The following is a 21,982-nucleotide window of genomic DNA, read 5'->3' as shown; positions in this document are numbered from 1 at the left end:
CTGGCCGTCACTATATGCAAGTTAGTGATCGGTTCGGGAGGGCTCCGTTCGCTTTCTTGGTCAGGGCGCGACCTCGAGGTGAAGACCGCGCCCGGGGCGCCGCGCGTGCGCGGGGCGCGGCGCGTTCGCGGGGCGCGGCGCGTGCGCGGGGCCGCGGTCCCGCCCGGGAGGGAACCGGCCGTGAGGGGAACCGGCCGTGAGGGAACCGGCCTTTTTCCGCGGGCACCCCGGAGGGCCGGGGCATCCGGAGGTCGCGGGGGCATCCTGAGGGGATGACCGAGATCGCGGAACTGCGGACCGCGCTGCGGGCCGCCGTGCGCGGCGAGGTGGCCTTCGACGTCACCTCCCGGGCACTGGTCACCATGGACGCGTCCAACTACCGGCGCGTCCCCCTGGGCGTGGTCGCGCCGCGCGACGCCGACGACGTGGCGGCGGCGCTGGAGGTGTGCCGGACGCACGGCGTGCCGGTCGTGGCGCGCGGCGGGGGGACGTCGATCGCCGGACAGGCGACCGGCACCGGCGTGGTGCTGGACTTCACCCGCCACATGAACCGGCTCGTCCGCCTGGACGCCGGGGCCCGCACGGCCGTCGTCCAGCCCGGTCTGGTGCTGGACCGCCTCCAGGAGGCCGCCGCCCCGCACGGACTGCGCTTCGGACCCGACCCCTCCACGCACGGCCGCTGCACGCTCGGCGGGATGATCGGCAACAACTCCTGCGGCTCCCACTCGGTCGCCTGGGGGACGACCGCGGACAACGTGCGCGAGCTGGACGTCGTCACCGCGCGCGGGCGGCGCCTGCGGCTCGGCCGGGACTGGGCCGGCGCACCGGACGGACTGCGGGCGCTCGTCGAGGGCGAGCGGGCGCGGCTGCGCACCGGATTCCCCGAACTGCCCCGCCGTATCTCCGGATACGCGCTGGACGCCCTGCTGCCGGAGCGGGGCGCCGACGTCGCCCGGTCCTTCTGCGGTTCCGAGGGCACCCTGGCCGTGCTGACGGAGGCGGTGGTCGACCTCGTCGAGGCGCCGCGCGCGCACGCGCTCGCGGTGCTCGGCTACGCCGACGAGGGCGCCGCCGCCGAGGCCGCGGCCGCCCTGGTGGCACGGTGGTCCCCCCGCGCGGGCGCGGCCGGGAGCGGGGGACGGCCGCTGACGGTCGAGGGCATGGCCGCCGACCTGGTGCCGTCGGCGGCGGGGCTGCCGCGGGGCGGGGCGTGGCTGTTCGTGGAGACGGGCGGCGGGTCGCCCGGTGAGGCACGCGCGCGTGCGGAGGCGATCACGCGGGAGGCCGACGCCGTGGACACCCTGGTGGTGACGGACGCCGCCGGGCAGCGCGCGCTGTGGCGGATCCGGGAGGACGCCAGCGGGACGGCCACCCGGATGCCCGACGGGACGGAGGCCTGGCCCGGCTGGGAGGACTGCGCGGTGCCGCCGGCCCGGCTCGGCGCGTACCTGCGGGACTTCCGCGCCCTGCTGACCGCGCACGGCCTGCGCGGCGCGCCGTACGGGCACTTCGGGGACGGCTGCATCCACGTCCGCATCGACTTCGACCTGCTCACCGCGGCGGGCGTCGGCCGTTTCCGCCGTTTCTCGGAGGAACTGGCCGACCTGGTCGTGGCGCACGGCGGCTCGCTGTCCGGGGAGCACGGCGACGGGCAGGCGCGCGCCGAGCTGCTGCCGCGGATGTACGGCGCGGAGACGGTCGCCCTCTTCGAGCGGACGAAGGCCCTCTGGGACCCCGACGACCTCCTCAACCCCGGCATGCTGGTCCGCCCCGCCCCCCTCGACGCGAACCTGCGCTTCGCCGTGCTGCCCCGCGAGCCCGTCGACGTGGCCTTCGGCTATCCCGGCGACGGCGGCGACTTCACCGCCGCGGTCCGCCGCTGCGTGGGCGTCGCGAAATGCCGTACGGCGACGGCGTCCGGACCCGCCGTGATGTGTCCCTCCTACCGGGCCACCGGCGAGGAACGGCACTCCACGCGCGGGCGGGCCCGGCTGCTGCACGAGATGCTCGCCGGCGAGGTCGTCACCGACGGCTGGCGGTCGGAGGAGGTGCGGGAGGCGCTCGACCTCTGCCTCTCCTGCAAGGGCTGCCGCTCGGACTGCCCGGTCGGGGTCGACATGGCCACCTACAAGGCCGAGTTCCTCCACCACCACTACGCCGGCCGCCGCCGTCCGGCCGCCCACTACGCGATGGGACGCCTGCCGCTCTGGCTGCGCTGGGTGAGCCGTACGCGCACGGCGTCGCTCGTCAACGCGCTGGCGGCGGTGGGGCCGTTGGCGCGGGCCGCGAAGCGGGCCGGCGGGATCGCCCCCGAGCGGGGCCTGCCGCGACTGGCGCGCGAGACCTTCAGCCGGTGGTGGCGGAAGAGGGCGCCCGAGGGCGGCTCCGGTGTCCGCGGCGTCTCAGGCCCCCTCGGCGCCTCCGCCCCCCTCGTGGTCCTGTGGCCCGACACCTTCACCGAGCACTTCTCGCCCTCGGTCGGGCGGGCGGCCGTCGGGGTGCTGGAGGCGGCGGGCCTGCGGGTGGCGCTGCCGCCGACCCTGCGGATGCGGGGACGGCCGGTGGGCGACGGGCGGTCCAGGAGCGCGGCGGCCCTGCTCACGGCCCGCCGGGCGCGGGTCTGCTGCGGGCTGACGTACGTCTCCACCGGGCAGCTCGACCACGCGCGCGTGGTGCTGCGGCGCACCCTCGACCTGATGGAGCCGGTGCTGGCGGCGGACGTGCCGGTCGTCGTGCTGGAGCCGAGCTGCGCCGCGGCCCTGCGGAGCGACCTGCCCGAGCTGCTGCACGACGACCCGCGCGCGGCCCGCCTCGCCGCCCGCGTCCTCACCTTCGCCGAGGCCCTGGAACGGCACGCCCCCCACTGGCGGCCGCCCCGCCTCGACCGTCCCGTCGTCGGCCAGACCCACTGCCACCAGCACGCGGTCCTGGGCGACACGGCCGACCGGCGGCTGCGCGAGGCGGCGGGGCTCGGCGGCGAGCTGAGCGGCGGCTGCTGCGGGCTCGCCGGGAACTTCGGCTTCGAGAAGGGCCACTTCGAGGTGTCACGGGCCTGCGCGCAGGAGTCGCTCCTGCCGTCCGTGCGGGGCGCCGCCCGGGACGCGGTGGTCCTCGCCGACGGCTTCTCCTGCCGCACCCAGCTCGAACAGCTGGCGGGCGTGCGGGGACGGCACCTCGCGGAGATCCTGGCGGAGGGCCTGGCGGAAGGGCCGGAGAGGGCGGCCGAGCGGTGAGGGGGTGACGCCCGTACGCCCGCACGCGGGAGCGGGAACGGACACGTCCGTGCCCGGGGCCCACGGTCCCCGGCTCGGGCGCGGTCGGCTCCTACGCTGGCCGCACAGCCGTCGAAGGAGCCCGCGCATGAGCCTGCGTGTCCAGTCGATCACCCGCGCCGAGCACCTGGCGTTCGTCGCGGGCCGCCCCTCCGTCAGTCACCTGCAGACCCCCGCGTGGGGGGACGTGAAGCCGGACTGGCGGGCGGAGAGCCTCGGCTGGTTCGACGGGCGCGGGGCGCTGGTGGGGGCGGGTCTCGTGCTGCTGCGGCCGCTGCCGAAACTGCGGAGGTACCTGGCGTACCTGCCGGAGGGGCCGGTCGTCGACTGGTTCGCGGCGGACCTCGTCGAGCGCTGGCTGGAGCCGATGCTCGCCCACCTGAAGGCGCGGGGCGCGTTCTCCGTCAAGATGGGCCCGCCCGTCGTCGTACGCCGGTGGAGTGCCGACGCCGTGAAGACCGCGATCGCCGATCCGGGTGCCCGGCGGCTGCGGGACGCGGAGCCCACCGTCACCGAGGCGGCCGCCCTCGGCGTCGCCGAACGGCTGCGCGGCGCCGGCTGGCGGCAGACCGAGCCGGGCGGCGAGGACGGCTTCGCGGCCGGACAGCCGCGGTACGTCTTCCAGGTCCCCTTCACCGGCCGGTCGCTGGAGGACGTCCGGGGCGGCCTCAACCAGCAGTGGCGGCGCAACATCAAGAAGGCGGAGAAGGCGGGCGTCAAGGTCGTCCGCGGCGACCGCACGGACCTGGCCGCCTTCTACGGCCTGTACCTCGAGACCGCCGAACGGGACCGGTTCGTCCCGCGCCCCCTGCCCTACTTCGAGCGCATGTGGACCGCGCTCGCCGCCGAGCACCCCGACCGCATGCGCCTCTACCTCGCCCACCACGACGGCGAGGTCCTCGCCGCGGCCACCATGATCACCGTCGGCGAGCACGTCTGGTACTCCTACGGCGCCTCGACCGCCCGCAGACGCGAGGTCCAGCCGAACAACGCCCTGCAGTGGCGCATGATGTGCGACGCCCACGAGCTGGGCGCCGCCGTCTACGACCTGCGCGGCATCACCGACACCCTGGAGGAGGCGAACCACCTCCTCGGCCTCCTCCGCTTCAAGGTGGGCACGGGCGGCGAGGCGGTGGAGTACCTCGGCGAGTGGGACTTCCCGCTGAACCGGCTGCTCCACCGGGCGCTGGAGCTGTACATGGCGCGCCGCTGAGGCCGGCGGGATGGGCGGATCCGGTAGTACTACCGGGCGGTCAGTTCAGTCTTCATCGGCTCAGGAAGACAGGGCGGTGTCGAGGTAGTCCTGTACCGGCTCGAACAGTCCATACGGTACGTACTTCGGGATGTCGTCATAAGCGACCCAGGCAAGCTCAGCCAGCTCCTCGGTATCGGCGACGTGAGCTGTGCCGCTCAGAATCCGGCAGGCGGTGTACGACATGAGGCGGCCCGTCTTGGGGTGAACACGCTCGCCGAGCAGCTTGACCGCTTCCACGGTCAGCCCTGTCTCCTCCTGGGTCTCCCGTACGGCGGCGGCCTCACGCTCCTCGCCGGGCTCGACCTCGCCGGCAGGGAACTGCCAGGAGAGCTGCCCCTCGCTCACCCGGCGGCGGACCATGAGCACACGACCTTCGTGAACGACGATGGCGGCGGCGATGCCCGGCCGCTCGTCCGTGGTCTGTTCCGTCACGTCTGCTCCTCCAGGGCCGCCAGGACGGGTGAGAAGATCGTATCGACGGAGATGAAGCGGGGCACTGCGTTTCTGGGCACCCACATCACGTCGATGTTCTCCGTGGTGTCGCTGTTGGTGGCTTCACCGGCCAGGTACTCGCAGAGGAAGTACTCGCACAGGACGCCGGTCGCGGGGTGCAGGCGGCTCCCGAGGTGCTTGCGTACCGCGCAGTGGACCCCTGTCTCGTCCAGCGTCTCGCGCACCGTAGTGGTTTCTGCCCTACCACCGGGCTTGATGACACCAGCCGGGAACTGCCAGGTGATCCCTGCGGCGTCGCTGTCCCGCCGACAGACCAGGAGGACGTCGCTGTCGCGGACGACCACCGCGATGGCCACACGCAGTGCCTGCGCACCGGGTGGAACCAAGTCTGACGGCGCCTGTTCCTTCGCCAGCAGGAGCGCGAAGCGCTGACGCGCTGCGGGCGGGGCCTGCTCATGCGCCGTGTCGAGCAGCTGCTGCATCTCTCGGCGAGGCATGACAGACGCGTCGGCGTGCCAGGTCGCTACCGTCCTGACGGCAATGCCCAGGTGAGCGGCGAACTGTTCGTTCCCGAGCCGCAGAGCGAACTGCAGCAGGCACGCGTACCGGCCACTCCAGCGCTCGACCACGTCCACGAGGACTGCCCCCTCATCGCTGTCTCAGTGCAGGAACCCCGTTCGCGGGGACTGCACTCCCACTGCACCGGCACTGCATGGTCTCGCGCGAAGAGTCCCGGAAGAATCGAAGTCACCGGGAGCCGAGGAGCCACTGCCTACAGCTCAGTTCCTGGGAGGCGTACAAGAGGCGCGAGAGCGCCGGACGACTACAGGGAGATTCTAGGTGCGCATGCTCAGCGGATAACAGATAAAGGCAATTTGGCCAGATCAGGGCGCTGGCGAACTGGTCGCCGCTTCCTCGCAGATGATTGCCTTCCTGAGTCCTTGCCTGCACGTCTGAACCACCCGGTCAGCGCCGGTAACCTCAACGAATGACGGCTGATAGTGCGTCATGTTCGTTGTATGGCAAGCCGAAAGGGATTCAATGGCCGAGGTTCAGGCACACACTGTCGAGCGCACGCTCGTCCTGCTCAAGCCCGATGCGCTGGCGCGTGGCCTGGCAGGAAGAATCATCACTCGATTCGAAGACGCCGCGCTGAAGATCGTCGGCACCAAGATGAAGCGGATGGACGAGGAGTTCACCCGCAAGCACTACTTCGACCTTGAGGAACGGCTGGGCTCGGAGGTCTACAACGTCACGTCGACGTTCATGCAGCAGGGCCCGGTCATCGCCCTGGTGCTAGAGGGCTTCGACGCCATCGCCACCGTCCGCAAGATCGTCGGCAGCACGTACCCGAACCAGGCTCCGGCCGGCACGGTGCGGGGCGACTTCTCGCACTACAGCGCCGCGGCCAGCATCGCCTCGGGCAAGGCGGTCGCGAACCTCGTACACGCCTCCGGCAACGCGGAGGAAGCCAAGCAGGAGGTGGAGCTGTGGTTCGACAAGGACGAACTGCAGGACTACAAGACGCTGGCCGAGACCTACACCTACTAACAGCGGGTCACGGCGTCACCGCGGGGACTCCGAGGCGTTGATCACCACTGGGGCACGACCGTCTGACTCGAGAGGGCACCATGACCAACCCGACCCGCCTGGCCTCCACCGACGAACTGGAGTCGATCTTCCAGCGTGAGCTGGTGACCGACCAGTGGGCGGCCACCGAGACCGCGTACGCCCTGGCCGTGCGCCATCGCGACCTGGGCGACTGGCCCGCTTCGCGTGAGTGGGCTCAGCAGTGCCTGCGTCTGCTGGAGAGCTTTCCCAGCGAGACGGAGGGCCAGGTGGCCACCGGCCGCACGTCGGTCGGGGGCGTCCAGATCCCGACCTACCTGCACTCGGGAGTCGTCGAAGAGCGCTTCGGCATCCTCGACTGACACCCACTGATCCACCGGGGTGATGCGGCCGGCACCCGCATCGGCCGCATCACCCCATGCTCGACCACCAACCCCATAGCGATCGCCCGACCGGACAGCCCCCACGGCAGGGTCCGGCTGGCTTCGCCATGCCTGAAACGAGGAGGTACCAGCCCCGTGGCCGTCGAGATCGAGATGCGCGCCCGCTTCAGCAAAGAGGTCCATGACCAGCTCGTCAGCCGCCTGAAGGCGGACGGTGAGGACCTGGGCCTCGACGACAAGCACATCTACTTCTACGTGCTCCCCGACCAGCTCCTGAAGGTCACCGACAACACTGCCGCCGGCACCGCCAAGATCACGCTCAAGGGGAGCAAGATCGGGCAGGGCGCGGCCTTCGTGGAGACCGAGTTCGCCATCGCCCCCGCCGACGTTCCCGCCGCGGTGAAGGTGTTCAACGCCCTCGGGTTCAAGTCGGCGATGCACGAGGCGTTCAACTTCCGTCACAACTTCCGCCTCGACGATGTCGAGATCGCGGTCAAGCGGAGCGAGGCGTGGGGCTACCACGCCGAGTTCGAGGTCCTGCTGGAGGACGGAGCCTCGGACGCCGTCCGCGCTGAGGCGGAGGCCAAGATCACGGACGTCGCCACGGCGCTCGGGGTGACCTTGATGACGGAGGAGGAGCTGGCCGACTTCACGGCAACCTTCGAGGCCGCCGAGAAGGAGCGCAAAGAGCGCGAACAGCAGGCCGCGCCGATCCAGTAGGGAACATCACCGCGGAGACCACCAAGGGGGTGGGCACGAATGAGCACGACCCCGTTGACCGCAAGTCTGATCGACCTGGCTGCCCGTGGGCAGCTCCCGCTCCACCAGCACATGGACCACGCCACCGTCACGTGGATCAGTGACCGTAGGCCCGACCTCCCGTCGGCGCCGCAGCCCGCCTTGCGCCCGCAGTCGAAGGAGCTGCTCGCGCACGGCGGACTGCCCACCCGGTGGTGGGCCGACCCCCGCCTGTACACGTCGCTCCACGGCGTCCGGCACGCCATGAGGACGGCGGCGCTCGCCGCCGTCTTCGCCGAGGTGAACGGCCTCGACGACGCCGACGCTGCCACAGCGATCCTCGCCGCCGCCGTACACGACTGCCAGCGGCGCCACGACCAGGACGATCGCGGGCATGGCGCCCGCGCGGCCATCTGGCTCGCCGCGAACGCCGACATCGTCTGGGGCCACTTCGGCCTCGCCGCCACACCCCGGCGGATCGTGCAGGCGGCCACGGCCGTCCGACTGCACGACGTCCCGTACGCGGTGTTCACCGCCGACGACAAGTCCGACCACGCCCGGGCCGAGCGCATCACCGACGTGGTCAAGGCCGCCGACGCCCTGGACCGCTACCGCCTGCCGAAGCTGAAGTGGTGGCCGGACGCTCGGTACGTCCGCCAGCCCGCGTTCTATCAGCTGCGTGGCCTCGCCTTCGACCTGGTCCTGGTCTCGGAGCGGGCCTACCTCGCCGGGGCCAGCGGCACCGCAGCCGTGCTCTACGCGCTCGCCGAGAAGGGCCTGATCTGACCATGGACTTCCTCGACACCTACCACCTGTGGGCCGACGCCCATGCCTTTTTCGACTCCACCCTCATCCTCAGCCCGTCCGATCACACCCACCCGCTCGCTGCCCAGACTGTGGGCTGGGACCGACGTCTCGCCGAGGAGGCCCCGAACGGCCACCTGCTGCGGCAGAACGCCCTCTTCGAGGCCCTGAGCGGAAACGGCAAGCTGCACCTGCTGCACGTCACCCACGCCTTGGAGGAAATCAGTCGGCAGGGGGTGCTCTACCCGTCGGGCGGTTGCCTCGTCGGAAGCATCTACTGCGCGCCGCTCATCGCGACCGACCAGGGCTTCCGTATGCACAACCTCGGCGCCTACATCCTGACCAAGGAAGCGCCGGCCTTCCTGGCCAAGCTCGGCGTCATCGACCGCGTCCCCACGCCGCTGATCTTCGAGATCGACACCCCGCCGCAGGCATATCGCGGTCTCGCCGGCGTGGACTACCTGAGGCTGGGCCTCATCCACCTGCAGATCTACAGCCACCTCGAATACCTGCTGAGCAAGAACGAACGGCACCAGCTGCGCGAGACCGTCGTCAACCGGGTCAAGAACTCGGCCGCACTCCTCGCTACCGCTGCTGCCGTCGCCCACCAGAGCACCCGAGTCGACGCTGAGCCGTTCCTCAAGCTGCTCGACGAGACGATCCCCCGACTGCCGATCCTCGGCTACCTGTACTTCGAAGTGGTCGCCGAGTACCTGATGCTCCACTCGACCTCCCGCCACACCCGGCGCCTGGCCGAGCTCGGAGAGCTGAACAACTGGCTCTACAAGGAGATGCTGTTCGCCTCCTTCCCTGCTATGGCCAGCAAGTTCGACCTGGCGAAGTTCCGCCCCCGACCGAAGCAGCTGGCCGCGTTCCTCCATCGGGTCGATCCGACCATCGACACCACCCACGTCAGCTCATACCTGGTCGAGCGGATCAGCTACCTCGTCGCCGCCCGCCTCTTCGCGCCCGGTGACGCCCCCGAAGCCTGGCACCACACCCGCTGGGAGTTCGACTCCCTCGCCACTCAGCTCGGCCCGCTCCTCGGCCACCTCATCCACCGGGAACTGCGAACCTTCGGCCGCTATCCCGACTTCTACTTCTACTTCGACCAGTACAAGGCGCTGCAAGCCTGGAACTACTGGAACCACATGGACATCGTCGCCCCGTTCAACGGCACGATGCCCAAGGGCGAGATCGGCATCAACCCGGCCTATCCCAACCTCGACTACCGCGTCTGGCGCGCCGAGCAGGACGACGCCGGCCACCTCCACCCGGCCGAAGAGCTCTCGCTGACCATCAGCCCGCGCCTCGTGGACATCAAGTACACCCTCATGCGCAACAACCAGTGGACCGCCCCCGCGCCCAGCGCCGCCTGATCACCACCGCCGCCACCCCATCCCGAGCAACCTCACACGCAGGAGATCCGTGATGAGTCCCTCCGGCATGCCCTCCGTCGACCTCCTCGGCGAGCAGATCGCCTCCGTCCTCGCCGACCCCACCACCACCCACGGCCTCGCCCGTACCCTCCGGGCTGCCGCCAAGGAGATCGAATTCCACCGCTACCACCACGCCAGTTGTCACGCCTTGCCCAACGGCCGCATCGACGACAAGCCCGCCAAGGTCCAGATCGGCGGCGGAGCCCACCGCCTCGACGGCTTCTTCAACATCGACCTCCTCCCGCCGGCCGACCTCCTCTGGGACATCCGCGAGGGCATCCCCCTCCAGGACGACAGCACCGACGAGATCTTCTCCGAGCACTTCTTGGAGCACATCGACTACCCGCGCTCGGCCAAGCACTACGTCCGCGAGGCCCACCGCGTCCTCGTGCCGGGCGGCCGAATCATCACCGGCGTCCCTGACGCCGCCTTCGCCCTGAACCAGTACCCCAGCCCTCTGGACGCCACCGACGAGACGATCGAGCGTTGGTATGCCAAGCGTGACTGTCGCGACGACATCAACACCCGTCTCGACCTCGTCAACCTCATCTTCCGCGACCAGGACGACGACCCCACGTACACCCCGCACCTGTGGGCCTACGACCACGAGAAGCTCGTCCAGCTCTTCACCGAGGCCGGCTTCACCACCGTCGAACCCTGGACGTTCGATCCCACCATGGCCAACCCGAAGCGCCGCTGGGGCAGCGTCTACGTCGTCGCCACGAAGTAACCCCCTCAAGCAGCCCACGGGTCCGGGACACCCCGTCCCCAGCCGCCCCGGACCCGAGGGAACCATCCACACCAAAGCGTCCCGCACCCGCCCGGCCACGCCGCCGAGGGAGCCACCCGCATGAGCCAGGTCCCCCCGTCCATCAGTGAACTGACCCTCGCCGCCACCCCCGACGCCGTCGCCTGGGCCCGCCGCCACACCGTCGACCTCCTCCAGCGCTGGCCACCAACGCCATCCAGCACGCACGACTCGCCGAGACGTCGGAAACGGCCGCCGTGTCTGCCGACATCGGCACGATCCTGCTCAGGCTCTGGCCTACCGACGGCGGCATCATCCTCGCGGTCAGTGACCCTGATCCCCGATCGCCGGTACCTCGCGCCGACGACGCCAGTGCCACCGGGGGCCGAGGACTCGTGCTCATCCAGGCAATGGCCAACCGCTGGGGCTACTTCCCCTCGCAGCCGCTCACTGGGAAGGTTGTCTGGGCCGAAGTGCCCAGCCGTCCGAGGGCCGCGCTCAGAGAGCCGGGCGGCCCAGAGATCACCCCGCTCGTGATGGGGCGAGCTCTCGTAGCGCTTCGCGATCTGTAGGACCCCCGCTGATCACTACACGGCAGTCGCATCAGCGTCAGGGCGCTGTACCTCGTATCCCTATCAAGACCAGCCTGAAGTGGTGAGGCACCGCACACTGTCCCCTTCGGACGGTGCCTATCCGCAGAACCGCAGCACCGGCGACTCGCCACCACCCGTCGCTGTCGGCGGCGGCCGGTACCCGTGAGTGTTGTGTTCCATGGTTGACATCGTGGGGACTTCAGATTCCTCGGGCAGGACGGTCACTGCTGTCGCCCGGGAGCTCGACGTCAGCTCCGAGTCCCTACGCGGCTGGTAACGCCGGGCTAAAGCGGACCCGGGCGAGGGCGGGTCCAGTGAGCTGACCAGCGCCGAGCGCGAGGAGCTCAGGCGGCTGGCGGGTTACTTGTCGGTCGGTTCGCCGCTCGTCAACGGCACTCCGCCCTGCGGGGAGTCCGGCACCAGGGCCGCACCTCCCGCGACCCCGCGGACAGCGGCAAACGCACTTCACACTCCTGACGTAGTCCATTACCCTGGACCGTGCAGTCCATTACCCTGGACTGTGCCGTGCATCGTGATGGACGCCAGGTCTGGCGCAGAGCCCACCGACCCCTTGGAATGCCCGTGAGCACCCCCGACACCACCGTGCCGAACCGGCAGCCCGTCACCCCGGCCGGCGCGGCCGCCCCGGCGAACCGGACCGGCCCGGACGGCCCGGCTCCGGCGCCCGGCCGGTGGGCCGCCCTCGGCCCCGTCGGGCTGGTGCTCGCCGGAGGGGTGTCCGTCCAGTTCGGCGGCGCGCTCGCGGTGACCCTGATGCCGCGGGCGGGCGCGCTCGGCGTCGTCTCGCTGCGGCTGCTGGTCGCCGCCGTCGTCCTGCTCGCGGTCTGCCGGCCCCGGCTGCGCGGGTACTCGCGCGCCGACTGGGGCACGGTCGTCGCCTTCGGCGTGACCATGTCCGCCATGAACGGCCTCTTCTACCAGTCCGTCGACCGCATCCCCCTGGGCACCGCGGTCACCCTGGAGGTCCTCGGCCCGCTCGCCCTCTCCGTCCTGGTCTCACGGCGCGCCCTGAACCTGGTCTGGGCGGGGCTCGCGCTCGCCGGCGTCTTCCTGCTCGGCGGCGGGGTCGGCGACCTCGACCCGCTGGGCGCCGCGTTCGCGCTGTCGGCGGGCGCGATGTGGGCGGCGTACATCGTCTTCAGCGGGCGTACCGGCCGCCGCTTCCCGCAGGCGGACGGGCTCGCGCTGGCGATGGCGGTGGGCGCGCTGCTCTTCCTGCCCCTGGGAGTCGCCGAGTCGGGCGCGAAGCTCCTCGACCCGGTGACCCTCGGTCTCGGCGCGGGGGTGGCGGTCCTGTCCTCCGTGCTGCCCTACACCCTGGAGCTCCTCGCCCTGCGGCGCATGCCCGCCGCCACCTTCGCGATCATGATGAGCCTGGAGCCGGCCCTCGCGGCGGCGGCCGGCTTCCTCATCCTCGACCAGGCCCTGTCCGCCGTCGAGGCGGCCGCGATCGCCCTGGTCATCGCGGCGAGCATGGGTGCGGTGCGGACCCAGACAGGACGGCCGAAGGCGGCGGTCCCGGATGCCTGACGGGGCGGGCGAAGGCGCCCGGCCCGGACGGACGGTCCGTCGGGCGCCCCGCCGGAAACCTTCACCGGCGCCCTGTCGAAAGCCCCACCGGAAGCCCTACCAGAAGCCCCGCTGGAAGCCCCATCGAAAGGCCCGCCGGAAGCCCCTGGAGCCCCTCGGAGAGCCCTCCCAACAAATCATGCAAGCATGCTTGATTGTTTCCGGGGCCGCTGCCATGCTCCTCCCCATGGCCGACCCGACGCCCGTGCTCGACGACCTCCGTGCCGAAAGCGACGAACTCGACCGGCTGGTGGCCGAGTCCGCCCCGGACCGCTGGACCCTCCCGACGCCCGCCCCCGGCTGGACCGTCGCCCACCAGATCGCCCACCTCGCCTGGACCGACCACTCGGCCCTCCTCGCCGTCACGGACGAGGACGGGTTCCGGGCCCTGGTCGAACAGGCGCTCGCCGCCCCCGACTCCTTCGTCGACCGGGGCGCCGAGGAAGGCGCGGCGCTCCCGCCCGCCGAACTGCTCGCGCGCTGGCGCGCCGGCCGCACCGCCCTCGACGCGGCGCTGCGGGGGGCCCCGCCGGGCGCCCGTTTCCCCTGGTACGGCCCCCCGATGGCCGCCGCCTCCCTCGCCACCGCCCGCCTCATGGAGACCTGGGCCCACGGGCTGGACGTGGCCGACGCCCTCGGCGTCACCCGCGCCCCCACCGACCGCATCCGGCACATCGCCCGGCTCGGCGTGCGCACCCGCGACTTCGCCTTCGCCGCGCACGGGCTCCCCGCCCCCGCCGGTCCCGTCCGGGTGGAACTCCTCGGCCCCTCCGGCCAGTCCTGGACGTACGGCCCCGAGGAGGCCGCGCAGCGCGTCACCGGCCCCGCGCTCGACTTCTGCCTGCTGGTCACCCAGCGCTCCCACCGCGCCGACCTCGCCCTGTGCGCCGAGGGTCCCGACGCCGACCGCTGGCTGGACGTCGCCCAGGCCTTCGCCGGACCGCCCGGCCCCGGCCGCCCGCCGAAGGAGGCCGTCCGGTGACGGCCCCGCCCCGGCCGCCCGCCGAGGAAGGCCGTCCGGTGACCGCCCGGCCCCTGCGCGTCGGCAACGCCTCCGGCTTCTACGGCGACCGCTTCGACGCGGTGCGCGAGATGCTGACCGGCGGCGAGCTGGACGTCCTGACCGGCGACTACCTCGCCGAGCTGACCATGCTGATCCTCGGCCGGGACCGCCTCAAGGACCCCGGCGCCGGATACGCCCGCACCTTCCCGCGCCAGCTGGAGGAGACCCTCGGCCTCGCCCGTGAACGCGGGGTCAGGATCGTCACCAACGCCGGCGGCCTGAACCCGGCCGGACTCGCCGACGCCGTACGCGCCCTCGCGGAGCGGCTCGGCGTCCCCGTACGGGTCGCGCACGTCGAGGGGGACGACCTCGGACCCCGGTACCCCGGCAGTCTCACCGCGCACGCCTACCTCGGCGGCTTCGGCATCGCCGCCTGCCTGCGGGCGGGCGCGGACGTCGTGGTGACCGGACGGGTGACGGACGCGGCCCTGGTCACCGGGCCCGCCGCCGCCCACTTCGGCTGGGGCCCCGCCGACCACGACCGGCTCGCCGGAGCCGTCGTCGCCGGACACGTCCTGGAGTGCGGGACGCAGGCCACCGGCGGCAACTACGCCTTCTTCCGCGAGGGCGGCCGCGACGTCCGCAGACCCGGCTTCCCGCTCGCCGAACTGCACGCCGACGGCAGCAGCGTGATCACCAAGCACCCCGGCACCGGCGGCTTCGTCGACGTCGGGACGGTCACCGCCCAGCTGCTCTACGAGACGGGTGGCGCCCGCTACGCCGGACCGGACGTCACCGCCCGGCTGGACACCGTACGGCTCACGCAGGACGGCCCCGACCGCGTCCGGATCGACGGCGTGCGCGGCGAGGCGCCGCCCCCCGGACTCAAGGTCGGCCGCACCCGGCTCGGCGGGTTTCGCAACGAGATCGTCTTCGTGCTGACCGGCCTCGACGTCGAGGCCAAGGCGGCGCTGGTGCGCGAGCAGATGGCGGAGGCGTTCGCCGGGTCGGCGCCCGAGGAGGTCCGCTGGGAACTCGTCCGCACCGACCGCGCCGACGCGGACACCCAGGAGACGGCGAGCGCGCTGCTGCGGCTCGTCGTCCGCGACCCCGACCAGGCCGTCGTCGGGCGGGCGCTGAGCGGCGCGGCCGTCGAACTGGCGCTGGCCAGCTATCCGGGCTTCCACGTCCTCGCCCCGCCCGGCAAGGGCGACCCCTACGGGGTGTTCGAGGCCGCGTACGTCCCGCAGGGCGAGGTGGACCACGTCGCCGTCCTCGCCGACGGGCGCCGCGTCCCCGTGCCGGCGCCGGCCGACACCCTGGACCTGGACGACGTGCCGCCGCCGGCGCCGCCCGCGCCACCGCCCGGCGGCCCCGTGCGCCGGGCGCCCCTCGGGCTCGTCGCCGGAGCCCGCAGCGGCGACAAGGGCGGGGACGCCAACGTGGGCGTGTGGGTGCGGTCGGACGCGGCCTGGCGGTGGCTCGCCCACACGCTGACCGTCGACCGGTTCCGCGCACTGATCCCGGAGAGCGCCGGGCTGCGCGTGACCCGGCACGACCTGCCCGGACTGCGCGCCCTGAACTTCGTCGTCGAGGGCCTCCTCGGCGCCGGCGTCGCCTCCCGGCACCGCTTCGACCCGCAGGCCAAGGCGCTCGGCGAATGGCTGCGCTCCCGCCACCTGGACATACCGGAGGACCTGCTGTGACCGTCCTGCCGTCGGCGCTCGACCCCCGCGGACCCGACCACCGGGACCGCCGCGACAGCATGCTCGCCAAGCTCGCCGCCCTCGACGCCGAACACGCCAAGGCGCTGGCGGGCGGCGGCGAGAAGTACGTCACCCGGCACCGGGGACGTGGCAAGCTCCTGGCCCGCGAGCGGATCGAGCTGCTCCTCGACCCCGACACCCCGTTCCTGGAGCTGTCGCCACTGGCGGCCTGGGGCAGCGAGTACACCGTCGGCGCCTCCCTCGTCACCGGCATCGGCGTCGTCGAGGGCGTGGAGTGCCTGATCACCGCCAACGACCCCACCGTGCGCGGCGGCGCCAGCAACCCGTGGTCGCTGAGGAAGGCCCTGCGCGCCAACGACATCGCGCTCGCCAACCGGCTGCCCGTGATCAGCCTGGTGGAGTCCGGCGGGGCCGACCTGCCCTCGCAGAAGGAGATCTTCATCCCCGGCGGCGCGATCTTCCGGGACCTGACCCGGCTGTCCGCGGCCGGCATCCCCACCGTCGCCGTCGTCTTCGGCAACTCCACGGCCGGGGGCGCCTACGTCCCCGGCATGTCCGACCACGTCGTCATGGTCAAGGAGCGGGCGAAGGTGTTCCTCGGCGGACCGCCGCTGGTCAAGATGGCGACCGGCGAGGAGAGCGACGACGAGTCGCTGGGCGGCGCGGAGATGCACGCGCGCGTGTCCGGCCTCGCCGACCACTTCGCCGTCGACGAACCGGACGCCCTGCGCCAGGCCCGCCGGATCGTCGCCCGCCTCAACCACCGCAAGGCCCACCCGGACCCGGGACCGGCCGAGCCGCCGAAGTACGACCCGGAGGAACTCCTCGGCATCGTCCCCGGCGACCTCAAGGTGCCCTTCGACCCGCGCGAGGTGATCGCCCGGATCGTCGACGCCTCCGACTTCGACGAGTTCAAGCCGCTGTACGGGACGAGCCTGGTCACCGGCTGGGCGCGCCTGCACGGCTACCCGGTCGGCATCCTCGCCAACGCGCAGGGCGTGCTGTTCGGCGCCGAGTCCCAGAAGGCCGCCCAGTTCGTCCAGCTCGCCAACCAGCGCGACATCCCCCTGGTCTTCCTGCACAACACCACCGGCTACATGGTCGGCAGGGAGTACGAGCAGGGCGGCATCATCAAGCACGGCTCGATGATGATCAACGCGGTGTCCAACTCGCGCGTCCCGCACCTGTCCGTCCTCCTGGGGGCCTCCTACGGCGCCGGCCACTACGGCATGTGCGGGCGGGCCTACGACCCGCGCTTCCTGTTCGCCTGGCCCAGCGCCAAGTCGGCCGTCATGGGCCCGCAGCAGCTCGCCGGCGTGCTCTCCATCGTCGCCCGCCAGTCGGCCGCCGCGAAGGGCCTGCCCTACGACGAGGACGGCGACGCCGCCCTGCGCGCGATGGTCGAGCAGCAGATCGAGTCCGAGTCGCTGCCCGCGTTCCTGTCCGGGCGGCTGTACGACGACGGCGTCATCGACCCGCGCGACACCCGCACCGTCCTCGGCCTGTGCCTGTCGGCCGTCCACACCGCCCCCTTCGAGGGCGCGCGGGGCGGCTTCGGCGTCTTCCGGATGTGAGGGACCTTCCAGTGATCACTTCTGTGCTCGTCGCCAACCGCGGCGAGATCGCCTGCCGCGTCTTCCGCACCTGCCGCGCCTCGGGGATCCGCACGGTCGCCGTGCACTCGGACGCCGACGAGGGCGCCCTGCACACGCGCGTGGCCGACACCGCCGTACGGCTGCCCGGCGACACGCCCGCCGAGACGTACCTGCGGGCCGACCTGATCGTGAAGGCGGCCGTCGCCGCGGGTGCGGACGCCGTGCACCCCGGCTACGGCTTCCTCTCCGAGAACGCCGGCTTCGCGCGCGCCGTCCTGGACGCGGGCCTGGTCTGGATCGGGCCGCCGCCCGGGGCGATCGAGGCGATGGCGTCCAAGACCCGGGCGAAGGCCCTCCTGGGGATCGCCCCGATGGACGCCGACGAGGTGACCGAGTCCGACCTGCCGGTCCTGGTGAAGGCCGCCGCGGGCGGCGGCGGACGCGGCATGCGCGTCGTACGCCGCCTGGCGGAGCTGGCGCCCGCGCTGGAGGGCGCGCGCGCCGAGGCCGCGAGCGCCTTCGGCGACGGCGAGGTCTTCGTCGAGCCCTACGTGGAGAAAGGCCGCCACGTCGAGGTGCAGATCCTCGCCGACACGCACGGCACGGTCTGGGCGCTCGGCACCCGCGACTGCTCCCTCCAGCGCCGCCACCAGAAGGTCGTCGAGGAGGCCCCGGCCCCCGGCCTCCCCGAGGACCTGGTGGACGAACTGCGCACGCTCGCCGTGCGGGCCGCGCGCGCCGTGGACTACACCGGCGCCGGGACCGTGGAGTTCCTCGTCGCCGACGGCCGCGCCCACTTCCTGGAGATGAACACCCGCCTCCAGGTCGAACACCCCGTCACCGAGGCCGTCTTCGGCATCGACCTGGTGGCCGAGCAGATCCGCGTCGCGGAGGGACACGCCCTGCCCGCCGAGCCGCCGCCCGCGCGCGGCCACGCCGTCGAGGCCCGCCTCTACGCCGAGGACCCGGCGGCCGGCTGGACCCCGCAGACCGGCACCCTGCACCGCCTCGCCGTCCCCGGCGGCGTCCGCCTCGACACCGGCTTCGGCGACGGCGACACCATCGGCGTCCACTACGACCCCCTGATCGCCAAGGTCGTCGCCCACGCCCCCACGCGCGCGGAGGCCGTCCGCACCCTCGCGGGCGCCCTGGAACGGGCGACGGTCCACGGCCCGGTCACCAACCGCGACCTCCTCGTCGCCTCCCTGCGCCACGAGGAGTTCACCTCCGGCCGCATGGACACCGGCTTCTACGATCGCCACCTCGCGGCCCTCACCGTCCCCGCCCCCGACCCGTACGCGCCGCTGGCCGCCGCCCTCGCCGGGGCGCACGGCCGCTCCCGCTTCGGCGGCTGGCGCAACCTGCCCTCCCAGCCGCAGACCCGGCGCTACCTCATGGCGGGCGAGGAGCACGAGGCCCGCTACCACCACACCCGCACCGGCCTCACGGCGGACGGCGTGCACGGTGTCCACGTCGTGCACGCCGACGCGTCCCTCGTCGTGCTGGAGGCCGACGGCGTACGGCGCAGGTTCGAGGTGGCCCGGTACGGCGACCGCGTCCACGTCGGCGCCACCGTCCTCACCGCCCTGCCCCGCTTCCCCGAGCCCGAGGACCAGCGCGCCCCCGGCTCCCTGCTGGCCCCGATGCCCGGCACGGTCGTCAGGATCGCGGACGGCCTCGTCACCGGATCGGGTGTCCGGGCGGGCGAACCGATCGTGTGGCTCGAAGCGATGAAGATGCAGCACGTCATCTCCGCGCCGGCGGCGGGGACGCTGACGGAACTGCCGGTGACGGAGGGACAGCAGGTCCAGGTCGGCACCCTGCTGGCGGTGGTGCGGACGAGCTAGTGCCGCGACCGGAGAGGCCTGCCGGGCGCCGCGAGCCGGTGAACCCCTCCGGTCACGGCACCAGGGACGTCCGTCCGGACCAGGCCGCACCGGCACGCGGTTCCGCCGCGTGAGCACCCCGCCCCACACGACCCGCACGCGAAGGAGCCACGATGACCACCCTGATCGAGTCCGACGAGCACAGGGCACTGCGGGCCGCGGTGTCCGACTTCGCCCGCCACCGGCAGGCCTCCGACAACGGCACCCTGTGGCGGGAGGCCGCCGAGCTCGGCTACATCGGCGTCAACCTCCCCGAGGAGTACGGAGGGGGCGGCGGCGGCATCGCCGAACTCTCCCTCGTCTCCGAGGAGCTCGGCGCCGCGGGATCCCCCCTGCTGATGATGATCGTCAGCCCCGCCATCTGCGGCACGGTGATCTCCCGCTTCGGCACGGACGCCCAGAAGCGGGAGTGGCTCCCCGCCCTCGCCGACGGCTCCCGCCTCATGGCCTTCGGCATCACCGAGCCCGACGCCGGCTCCAACAGCCACCGCATCACCACCACCGCCCGCCGCGACGGGGCGAGCGGCGACTGGCTGCTGACCGGCCGCAAGGTCTTCGTCTCCGGCGTGGACATCGCCGACGCCACCCTCGTCGTCGGCAGGACGGAGGACTCCCGCACGGGCCGCCTCAAGCCCTGCCTCTTCATCGTCCCGCGCGACGCCCCCGGCTTCACCCGGCGGCCCATCGACATGGAACTGCACAGTGTGGAGAAGCAGTTCGAGCTGGTCCTGGACGACGTCCGGCTGCCCGCCGGGGCGCTCGTGGGCGACGAGGACGCGGGACTGCTCCAGCTGTTCGCCGGCCTCAACCCCGAGCGCGTCATGACGGCCGCCTTCGCGATCGGCATGGGCCGCCACGCCCTGGCCAAGGCGATCGCGTACGCCCGCGAGCGCACCGTCTGGAAGACCCCCATCGGCGCCCACCAGGCCGTCGCCCACCCCCTCGCCCAGGCCCACATCGAGCTGGAACTGGCCCGCCTGATGATGCAGAAGGCGGCCCACCTGTACGACGCCGGGGACGACGCCGGCGCGGGCGAGGCCGCCAACATGGCGAAGTACGCCGCCGGGGAGGCCTGCGTGAAGGCCGTCGACCAGGCGGTGCACACCCTCGGCGGCAACGGGCTCACCCGCGAGTTCGGCCTCGCCTCGCTGATAACGGCCTCGCGCGTGGCGCGCATCGCCCCCGTGAGCCGGGAGATGATCCTCAACTACGTCTCCCACCAGACCCTGGGCCTGCCCAAGTCGTACTGACCGCGCGGCCACCCGCCGGTCAGCGAGGAGGAACCATGTTCCGCAGCGCGTACGCAGACGTCCCGCCCGTAGAACTGCCCATCCACGACGCCGTGCTGGGCGGCGCCGCCGACTTCGGCGACCTGCCCGCCCTCGTCGACGGCACCGACGGCACCACCCTCACCTACGAGCAGGTGGACCGGTTCCACCGGCGGATCGCCGCCGCCCTCGCCGAGGCCGGCGTCCGCAAGGGCGACGTGCTCGCCCTGCACAGCCCCAACACGATCGCCTTCCCCCTCGCGTTCTACGCCGCCACGCGCGCGGGGGCCACCGTCACCACCGTGCACCCGCTCGCCACCGCCGAGGAGTTCGCCAGGCAGCTCGGCGACGCGGCGGTCCGCTGGATCGTCACCGTCTCCCCGCTGCTGGAGACGGCCCGCCGGGCGGCCGAACGGGCGGGCGGCGTCCGGGAGATCTTCGTCTGCGACAGCGCCCCCGGCCACCGCTCGCTCCTCGACATGCTCGCCTCCACCGCCCCCGAGCCGCGGGTCGCCGTCGACCCCGCCCGGGACGTCGCGGCCCTGCCCTACTCCTCGGGCACCACGGGCGTCCCCAAGGGCGTGATGCTCACCCACCGGCAGATCGCCACCAACCTCGCCCAGCTCGAACCGGCGATCACGGCGGGCCCCGGCGACCGCATCCTGGCGGTGCTCCCCTTCTTCCACATCTACGGCCTCACCGCCCTGATGAACGCGCCGCTGCGCAAGGGCGCCACCGTCGTCGTCCTGCCCCGCTTCGACCTGGAGACCTTCCTCGCGGCCATCCAGAACCACCGCATCACCGGCCTGTACGTGGCCCCGCCGATCGTCCTCGCCCTCGCCAAGCACCCGGCGGTCACCGGGTACGACCTGTCGTCCCTGCGGTACGTCATCAGCGCCGCCGCCCCCCTGGACGCCGGCCTCGCCACCGCCTGCGCCGCCCGCCTGAACCTGCCCTCCATCGGCCAGGCCTACGGCATGACGGAACTGTCGCCCGGCACCCACGTCGTCCCCCTGGACGCCCTGCACGAGGCCCCCGCCGGCACCGTCGGCAGACTCATCGCCGGCACCGAGATGCGCATCGTCTCCCTCGACGACCCCGACCGGGACCTCGGCGTCGGCGAGGCCGGCGAGATCCTCATCCGCGGCCCCCAGGTCATGAAGGGCTACCTGGGCCGCCCCGACGCCACCGCCGCCATGATCGACGCCGACGGCTGGCTGCACACCGGCGACATCGGCCGCGTCGACGGTGGGGGCACCTCCCGCTCGAGCGAAGCCGGGAACGGGGGAGGCTGGCTGTTCGTCGTCGACCGGGTCAAGGAACTCATCAAGTACAAGGGCTTCCAGGTCGCCCCCGCCGAACTGGAGGCCCTGCTCCTCACTCACCCCGGCATCGCCGACGCCGCCGTCGTCGGCGCGTACGACGACGACGGCAACGAGGTGCCGCACGCGTACGTGGTCCGCCGGCCGGACGCCCCCGGCCTCTCCGAGGGAGAGGTCGCGGCGCACGTCGCCGAACGCGTCGCCCCCTACAAACGGGTCCGCCGCGTCACCTTCGTCGACGCCGTCCCCCGGGCCGCCTCGGGGAAGATCCTGCGCCGCGAACTGAGGGAGCGCCCGTGACCGCGCGGGAACGGACGCCCGGGACCGCACCGCGGGG

General features: G+C 72.6%; 18 protein-coding genes. 16 read left to right on the top strand and 2 right to left on the bottom strand.

From position 1 onward, the window contains the following. Positions 1 to 272: 272 nt before the first annotated feature. Together ACZ5FU_RS13905 and ACZ5FU_RS13900 are read left to right on the top strand one after the other, a co-directional pair. The gene (locus tag ACZ5FU_RS13905) at positions 273 to 3,233 is read left to right on the top strand and encodes an FAD-binding and (Fe-S)-binding domain-containing protein (RefSeq protein ID WP_469045366.1); all 2,961 of its coding nucleotides are present in this window, start codon (positions 273 to 275) and stop codon (positions 3,231 to 3,233) included. A gap of 127 nt (positions 3,234 to 3,360) precedes the next feature. Then, on the top strand, positions 3,361 to 4,485 hold the full coding sequence (locus ACZ5FU_RS13900) for a lipid II:glycine glycyltransferase FemX (RefSeq protein ID WP_469045365.1): 1,125 nt from the start codon (positions 3,361 to 3,363) through the stop codon (positions 4,483 to 4,485). Positions 4,486 to 4,545: 60 nt separating this feature from the next. On the opposite strand, the gene ACZ5FU_RS13895 is transcribed toward ACZ5FU_RS13900, so the two are convergent. Then, entirely contained in the window at positions 4,546 to 4,959 is a 414-nt protein-coding gene (locus ACZ5FU_RS13895) for an NUDIX hydrolase (RefSeq protein ID WP_451778003.1), read from the bottom strand. After that, complete coding sequence (locus ACZ5FU_RS13890) at positions 4,956 to 5,615, bottom strand: NUDIX hydrolase (protein ID WP_451526062.1); 660 nt, start codon at positions 5,613 to 5,615, stop codon at positions 4,956 to 4,958. The genes ACZ5FU_RS13895 and ACZ5FU_RS13890 overlap by 4 nt, the downstream gene beginning before the upstream one ends. A gap of 406 nt (positions 5,616 to 6,021) precedes the next feature. On the opposite strand from ACZ5FU_RS13890, the gene ACZ5FU_RS13885 reads away from it, so the two are divergent. The 14 genes from ACZ5FU_RS13885 (at position 6,022) to ACZ5FU_RS13820 (ending at position 21,945) form a co-directional block, all read left to right on the top strand. Beyond that, positions 6,022 to 6,531 (top strand): nucleoside-diphosphate kinase, encoded by a 510-nt coding sequence (locus ACZ5FU_RS13885; RefSeq protein WP_451526061.1) that lies wholly within the window; start codon positions 6,022 to 6,024, stop codon positions 6,529 to 6,531. 80 nt (positions 6,532 to 6,611) lie between these two features. Then, positions 6,612 to 6,911: a hypothetical protein gene (locus ACZ5FU_RS13880; protein ID WP_451526060.1), complete on the top strand. Its 300-nt coding sequence runs from the start codon at positions 6,612 to 6,614 to the stop codon at positions 6,909 to 6,911. Between the two features lie 156 nt (positions 6,912 to 7,067). Then, entirely contained in the window at positions 7,068 to 7,652 is a 585-nt protein-coding gene (locus ACZ5FU_RS13875) for a hypothetical protein (protein ID WP_451526059.1), read from the top strand. Positions 7,653 to 7,691: 39 nt separating this feature from the next. Next, positions 7,692 to 8,456 (top strand): hypothetical protein, encoded by a 765-nt coding sequence (locus ACZ5FU_RS13870; protein WP_451526058.1) that lies wholly within the window; start codon positions 7,692 to 7,694, stop codon positions 8,454 to 8,456. Positions 8,457 to 8,458: 2 nt separating this feature from the next. Continuing rightward, the gene (locus ACZ5FU_RS13865; protein WP_451526057.1) at positions 8,459 to 9,853 is read left to right on the top strand and encodes a hypothetical protein; all 1,395 of its coding nucleotides are present in this window, start codon (positions 8,459 to 8,461) and stop codon (positions 9,851 to 9,853) included. Positions 9,854 to 9,905: 52 nt separating this feature from the next. Beyond that, entirely contained in the window at positions 9,906 to 10,643 is a 738-nt protein-coding gene (locus tag ACZ5FU_RS13860; RefSeq protein ID WP_451526056.1) for a class I SAM-dependent methyltransferase, read from the top strand. A gap of 275 nt (positions 10,644 to 10,918) precedes the next feature. After that, entirely contained in the window at positions 10,919 to 11,233 is a 315-nt protein-coding gene (locus ACZ5FU_RS13855; RefSeq protein WP_451526055.1) for an ATP-binding protein, read from the top strand. A 597-nt stretch (positions 11,234 to 11,830) separates the two neighbouring features. After that, positions 11,831 to 12,805, top strand: coding sequence for an EamA family transporter (locus tag ACZ5FU_RS13850; protein WP_469045364.1), 975 nt, complete (start codon positions 11,831 to 11,833; stop codon positions 12,803 to 12,805). Between the two features lie 226 nt (positions 12,806 to 13,031). After that, positions 13,032 to 13,826 (top strand): TIGR03084 family metal-binding protein, encoded by a 795-nt coding sequence (locus ACZ5FU_RS13845; RefSeq protein WP_451526053.1) that lies wholly within the window; start codon positions 13,032 to 13,034, stop codon positions 13,824 to 13,826. 38 nt (positions 13,827 to 13,864) lie between these two features. Then, positions 13,865 to 15,553 (top strand): acyclic terpene utilization AtuA family protein, encoded by a 1,689-nt coding sequence (locus tag ACZ5FU_RS13840; protein ID WP_469045408.1) that lies wholly within the window; start codon positions 13,865 to 13,867, stop codon positions 15,551 to 15,553. After that, complete coding sequence (locus ACZ5FU_RS13835) at positions 15,550 to 17,148, top strand: acyl-CoA carboxylase subunit beta (RefSeq protein WP_451778008.1); 1,599 nt, start codon at positions 15,550 to 15,552, stop codon at positions 17,146 to 17,148. Before ACZ5FU_RS13840 ends, ACZ5FU_RS13835 begins: the two co-directional genes overlap by 4 nt. Positions 17,149 to 17,159: 11 nt before the next feature. After that, complete coding sequence (locus tag ACZ5FU_RS13830; RefSeq protein WP_451526051.1) at positions 17,160 to 19,016, top strand: acetyl/propionyl/methylcrotonyl-CoA carboxylase subunit alpha; 1,857 nt, start codon at positions 17,160 to 17,162, stop codon at positions 19,014 to 19,016. 152 nt (positions 19,017 to 19,168) lie between these two features. Continuing rightward, complete coding sequence (locus ACZ5FU_RS13825; RefSeq protein ID WP_468644721.1) at positions 19,169 to 20,305, top strand: acyl-CoA dehydrogenase family protein; 1,137 nt, start codon at positions 19,169 to 19,171, stop codon at positions 20,303 to 20,305. 35 nt (positions 20,306 to 20,340) lie between these two features. Continuing rightward, a complete protein-coding gene (locus tag ACZ5FU_RS13820; RefSeq protein ID WP_468834858.1) occupies positions 20,341 to 21,945 on the top strand; it encodes a 4-coumarate--CoA ligase family protein in 1,605 nt (534 codons plus the stop codon). Positions 21,946 to 21,982: the final 37 nt, after the last annotated feature.

Source organism: Streptomyces sp. NPDC031554, from assembly GCF_055580685.1.
This window is presented reverse-complemented; position numbering and strand designations above follow the sequence as displayed.

What these genes read in the sequence shown, in the direction of transcription:
- ACZ5FU_RS13885 (WP_451526061.1), top strand. Translation starts at nt 6,022, where the DNA reads ATGGCCGAGGTTCAGGCACACACTGTCGAGCGCACGCTCGTCCTGCTC.
- ACZ5FU_RS13905 (WP_469045366.1), top strand. Translation starts at nt 273, where the DNA reads ATGACCGAGATCGCGGAACTGCGGACCGCGCTGCGGGCCGCCGTGCGC.
- ACZ5FU_RS13880 (WP_451526060.1), top strand. Translation starts at nt 6,612, where the DNA reads ATGACCAACCCGACCCGCCTGGCCTCCACCGACGAACTGGAGTCGATC.
- ACZ5FU_RS13860 (WP_451526056.1), top strand. Translation starts at nt 9,906, where the DNA reads ATGAGTCCCTCCGGCATGCCCTCCGTCGACCTCCTCGGCGAGCAGATC.
- ACZ5FU_RS13870 (WP_451526058.1), top strand. Translation starts at nt 7,692, where the DNA reads ATGAGCACGACCCCGTTGACCGCAAGTCTGATCGACCTGGCTGCCCGT.
- ACZ5FU_RS13820 (WP_468834858.1), top strand. Translation starts at nt 20,341, where the DNA reads ATGTTCCGCAGCGCGTACGCAGACGTCCCGCCCGTAGAACTGCCCATC.
- ACZ5FU_RS13825 (WP_468644721.1), top strand. Translation starts at nt 19,169, where the DNA reads ATGACCACCCTGATCGAGTCCGACGAGCACAGGGCACTGCGGGCCGCG.
- ACZ5FU_RS13850 (WP_469045364.1), top strand. Translation starts at nt 11,831, where the DNA reads ATGCCCGTGAGCACCCCCGACACCACCGTGCCGAACCGGCAGCCCGTC.
- ACZ5FU_RS13900 (WP_469045365.1), top strand. Translation starts at nt 3,361, where the DNA reads ATGAGCCTGCGTGTCCAGTCGATCACCCGCGCCGAGCACCTGGCGTTC.
- ACZ5FU_RS13865 (WP_451526057.1), top strand. Translation starts at nt 8,459, where the DNA reads ATGGACTTCCTCGACACCTACCACCTGTGGGCCGACGCCCATGCCTTT.
- ACZ5FU_RS13845 (WP_451526053.1), top strand. Translation starts at nt 13,032, where the DNA reads ATGGCCGACCCGACGCCCGTGCTCGACGACCTCCGTGCCGAAAGCGAC.